The organism is Microbispora siamensis, assembly GCF_016863095.1.
In the GTDB taxonomy this organism is placed as follows: domain Bacteria; phylum Actinomycetota; class Actinomycetes; order Streptosporangiales; family Streptosporangiaceae; genus Microbispora; species Microbispora siamensis.
The window spans coordinates 1-4,677 of sequence record NZ_BOOF01000099.1; the positions used below are offsets into that span (position 1 = coordinate 1).

4 protein-coding genes and 1 pseudogene are annotated in these 4,677 nt (G+C 68.7%); 1 reads left to right on the top strand and 4 read right to left on the bottom strand.

What is annotated here, in order from left to right:
- From Msi02_RS42530 to Msi02_RS42545, 4 genes and pseudogenes are all read right to left on the bottom strand, one after another.
- Positions 1-339, bottom strand: a pseudogene (locus Msi02_RS42530) (hypothetical protein); the annotation flags it as partial.
- Between the two features lie 129 nt (positions 340-468).
- Complete coding sequence (locus tag Msi02_RS42535; RefSeq protein ID WP_204053378.1) at positions 469-801, bottom strand: hypothetical protein; 333 nt, start codon at positions 799-801, stop codon at positions 469-471.
- A 258-nt stretch (positions 802-1,059) separates the two neighbouring features.
- Entirely contained in the window at positions 1,060-2,619 is a 1,560-nt protein-coding gene (locus tag Msi02_RS42540; RefSeq protein WP_204053379.1) for an alpha-L-arabinofuranosidase B, read from the bottom strand.
- Between the two features lie 568 nt (positions 2,620-3,187).
- Positions 3,188-3,724, bottom strand: a complete 537-nt coding sequence (locus Msi02_RS42545) for a P-loop NTPase family protein (protein ID WP_204053380.1) — start codon at positions 3,722-3,724, stop codon at positions 3,188-3,190.
- Positions 3,725-3,869: 145 nt separating this feature from the next.
- Here Msi02_RS42545 and Msi02_RS42550 point away from each other — a divergent pair, with 145 nt between their 5' ends.
- Positions 3,870-4,268 carry an ACT domain-containing protein gene (locus Msi02_RS42550; RefSeq protein WP_204053381.1) on the top strand — a complete coding sequence of 133 codons (399 nt, stop codon included), beginning with the start codon at positions 3,870-3,872 and terminating at the stop codon, positions 4,266-4,268.
- The last annotated feature ends 409 nt before the right edge of the window (positions 4,269-4,677 follow it).

Genomic DNA, 4,677 nt, shown 5'->3' on the forward strand with positions numbered 1-4,677 from the left:
CGATTCGGCCGCCCGGCCCTTGCCGGCCCCGTCTCCCGTCACCGGCGCTCCGTCGCTCAGGTCGAACACGCCGTAGCCGCCGTCAGAGCTCGGCCTGCCCTGGTGGTCGTCCCACCGGGACAGCATGTACGCCACGGCCTTCAGCAACGGCTCGGGCACACCCGTCGCCTTGGCCGCCTCGCCGAAGGCCGCCTCCCGTGTCGGCGCCGACAGCGTCGCCGTGCAGGACACCCGGGAGCCGGATCCGTCCGCGGCCGAGTCCGGCCAGGACGGGGCGGCCGGGAGCAGCATCGCCGCAGCGGCGCCCGCGACGGCGGTGGTGCGCAGTGCGAGTCTCACGGAGGTGGACCCCTTCCCTGTGGGGGTGTCGGGAAGATCGGACAGGGGTCATCACACCGCCGCGCGGGGCCGGTTGCCAGAGAATCCGGCGAATCTCATCGAGATCGTTAGGTGAACCGACAGAACCAGTCAAGCGGACATCGGCGCTCGCATACCGGACGTGGAACGGCCGGTTAGACGGGGTCCTTGTCGAAACAGTGCACCGCTGTCGCCGCCGACCGTGCTGCCGAGCGGCCGCTTGGCGGAGATCATGTCGTCGTAGCACTCGTTGTTCCCGTAGATGTCCTCGCCGCAGATCTCGGTGTACTTGCCGTCCACCACGTGCCCGCACGTCGCTCCGCTGGTCGCGCCGGAGACGCACAAGGACTGCCCCTTGTAGGTCCACCCCCATTCGGCCACCGGCTTGACGAAGTCGTTCACGCTGGGCTTGCCGTCCCAGATCCAGCCCGTGGCGTCGCTCACCGAGACGACACCCGTCACCCCAGGCGGCACCGATTACGCGGCGGGGCGCCGAAGGTAGGCAGGCGGAGTTGTGATCGAGTTGTCGCTGAACAGGACCGGTCGCCGCGGTCGCGCCGGCTACGTGCGGACACGGTCAGCCGACCGCGACGATGCGGACGCGGCGCAGGTCCTGCCGGGCGCTCCGCCCGGGGATCTCATGCCGCAGAAGGCGGAAGCCGCCCCCGTGGCCGGGGGGCGGCTCCGTTCATGCTGGAGGGCTCATGCCCAGGGTTGGGAGACGACCCAGCTCACGTCGTCGTTCCATGCGGTGGCGCTGTCGAAGGCGTTCGAGCCGCCGTTGCTCGCGATGTAGACGGTGTTGTTGTAGTGGCGGATGAACCGGGTCGGGAAGTTGTAGGAGGCGAACGACGTGCCCTGGCCGTTCTTGCCGGTCTGCGGGCAGAAGGTGGCGTCTGCGGCGAACAGCGAGCTGCCGTCGTCGCGCTGCCGGTAGAGCTGGTAGTTCTGATGGCGCAGGTAGTCGCCGGGGTAGTTCCTCGACTCGAACGACACGCACGAGCTGCTGGCCAGACCGCTGCGCACGATCCAGGTGGCGTCGTTCTTGTCCAGCGTGGAGCTGGACGAGGTGATCACCGACGTCACGGCGTTGTCGTTCTGGTGCCGGATGTAGCGGTCGGTGTAGCCGGGCGTGGTCGCCCGCAGCGAGATGGCCGAGCCGGGGGTGAGCGTGCCGTTCTGCACGCCGCCCGTCGACGTGGCGTACCCGGCGGCGACGATGTTGGCCTGTACGGCGTTCTCGGTGGCGTCGGACGGATAGCCAGAGGTCATCACGCCCTCGTAGAAGGTACCCCTGGCGCCGACGCTGTTGTCGCCGCCGATGCCGAGGATGATGGCCCCTTCCTTCTTCATCGGGTTGTAGCCCGCGACGTTGGGCCGCACCCCGTTGTAGAAGGTCGACAGGCTGCCCGACTGGGCGTTGCCGCCGCGGATGGCCCAGTGGTTGGGCTCACCCTTGATGATGGCGGTCAGGAACCGGTGGCTGATGCTCGGGTCGCCCGCGTTGTAGTGCTGGTTCACGCCGGAGAACAGGCCGTTCTCCAGGTCGGCCATGATCCAGGGACCGTTGCCGGCGCCGTAGCCCCAGACCTTGATGTTGCCGAAGTAGATGGCCTCCATCGTGCCGTTGCCGTTGTCGCGGCTGTTGGTCTCGGCGTTGCCGTAGTCGAAGCAGCAGCCGCCGTTGTAGTGGGTGCCGTCGAAGATGGCGTACATGCCTTCCGGCTGGTCGCCCTTGGCGACGCCGTTGGTGGCGTTGTTGCGGTAGCCGGTGCCGGGGGCCACGTAGACGCCGTAGGCCTTGTGGCCGCCGACCGTGATCGGTGCCGCGGTCGCGACCGCGAGGTTGTCGTAGCCGCCCGCGGCCGGGCCGGAGAACCCGCCGGGCGGCGCCTGGGTGAGACGGTTGTTACGGCCGGACTGGTCGTAAATGATCGTGATCAGGCAGGTGGTGTTCGCGCAGAACGAGTCCTGTGTGGCGGCGTTGGCGACGCCGCCGGCGCTCAGGACGCCGATGTCGCGGGTGGTGTTGTCCGACGAGCGGCGCACCTGGTAGAGCGGGCCGTTGTAGTTCGCGTACAGGGCGCGGGTGGTGCTGTGCGCGGCCACGCACGGCGTGGCGCCCGCCGCGTAGATGTCACACGGCCCCTGCGTGGCGGCCTCCGACGGTGCGGAGAGGCCGGCCAGCAGTCCCGCGGCGAGCGCGATCGTCGCGCCCGCGGCCATCGCCGTCCTCTTCAGATGCCGTAATCGGGAAATCATGATGGCTTTCATGCCTTCCTGGTGGGAGGTGTCTCCGGTCGTTTCTGTTAGCGCTAACAATCGCAGCTGTGAGCCGCCGCCTCTCACAGTCATGCACGGGGATCGGTGCGCTCAGTGTTGGCGTCTGACCCGTCGCCGTCAAGGCCCGAATTCGCGAAGAGGACGCTCGCTCGCGCCGTTCGGGTCTCGTCCGGGGTCGGCTTCCGGACGAGTGGCCGCCGTGCGCCCAGGGCGATCGTTCCTGAGTCACTCCTGGTGAGGAGGTATCGAAGAGCGTCCTCCCCATCGCCGCGGCGTCCGGATCGGGCCGGCCGTACGAGCGTGGGACGGACGGGAGTGAAAGTTTCACAAGCGACGCCAACGCGCCGCCGCTCGGTCCTTTTCCGGTCTTGACGGGCGGGCCGGAATCGCTCACAGTAACGGCGGACGCCCGCCGTACCCGCCGCCCGCGGGCGTCTCATCCCACCGTCTACGAGCCGAATCGCAAGCCGAAAATGTTATGGATAACATCTCGTTTCGCGGCACAGCGTGTCGAATGAGAGCCGGCACCCGTCGTCGTTCCCGGCGCTCACGGTCGCCCGGTGTCCTCGGGAACACCGACGCCGGCGAGCCACCGCCGGGCCTCGCCCGCGGTGCCCAGCCGTACGACGGTGACGTGCGGATGCCGGCCGATGCGCTCCAGCGTGGTCGCCCGCTTCCGCTCGTGCTGCGACCATGCCCAGCGGATGGGGTGCCCGGGGTCGAGCCAGTCCCGGACGCTCTCCTTGTTGCCGTTCCACAACTCCGTCCTGGACACGGCGCGGGCGAGCGAGCGGCGTACGACCCGGTGCATCACGGTGCGGCGCGGGAGGTCGAGCCAGATGACGGTGTCCGCCCGTTCCCACAGCAGGTCGTGCAGGAACCCGTGGTACTGGTCCTCCGTCACCCACCGAGGCCCGGACGAGAAGCCGTCGACGTCGGACTCGAACTCCGGCCGCTTCGTCCAGCCCGGCCCGTGGTGCAACGCGTCGAGTTCGTGACGGGGGAGGCCGAGCCGCCGCTCCAGGGCCTTGGCCATCGTCGTCTTCCCCGCACCGGAGATCCCCGCGATCAGCACTCTGTCCACGGTGACATTCCACCAGTCGTTTCCCGTGCGGCCGGCCCGCGCCCGCCGGCGAGCGCGGATCGCCCTTGGACGAGGTGAGCCTCGTAGGCGGCGATGACCAGGTGGACGGGGGGTGCGGCGTGCGGCCGCTTGTACCGTGCTCGGTGTGACTGGCGAGACCGACCTGCGCATTCTGCTGAGCGCCATGCGGCCGCGGCTCAATCCGGGCCGCTATGTGTTCACCACCGTCGACGGCGCGATCCCTCCCGGCGTTCGTCCCGTCGTCACGGTCGCCGAGGAGGAGGGGCTGACACTGGTCCTGCCGCAGCAGGAGGCCGACGCCGCTGGGCTGGCGTACGAGTACGTCGCGGGCTGGATCACGCTGCGCGTCCACTCGGCGCTTGAGGCGGTCGGCCTGACCGCCGCCGTCGCGCGGGAACTCGCCGCCGCAGGCCTGAGCTGCAACGTCGTCGCGGGTTTCCACCACGACCATCTCTTCGTGCCGTACGAGCGTGCCGCCGAGGCGGTGGCCGTGCTGGAGGACCTCGCGCGACTCTTCGCCTGACCAACGGACGTTGCGGCGCGATTCAGCACGCACGCCTTCATAAGAATCTGAAACTTTCAAGGACTTCGGCCTTGATTCCGTATGCGTCACCCGGTCGTTCATTGGCCCGATGACGACGGTCGACCAGGGACAACGCGCATTTCTTCCAGCATAAGGTTTCGGCGGCATTACGGGAATCGTTGACAGCTTGACAAGTGCGGTCCGATACTTTCGATAAAGCTCCGATACTTTCGGAGGCGTACGGCACTGACCTGCGGCGGCCGCGAACCGCCCCCGCTGACGCGCCCCGCGAGCGTCGTACGCCGCCTGGCCCCCGCCAGCCTTCACGAGGAGGAAGTGCGCATGATGGACGCCCCCGCTCATTGGAAAGGCCGCAGACGCGGCCGCGTCAGGGTGCTCGTCGTCCGGG

What these genes read in the sequence shown, in the direction of transcription:
- Msi02_RS42540 (WP_204053379.1), bottom strand. Translation starts at nt 2,619, where the DNA reads ATGATTTCCCGATTACGGCATCTGAAGAGGACGGCGATGGCCGCGGGC.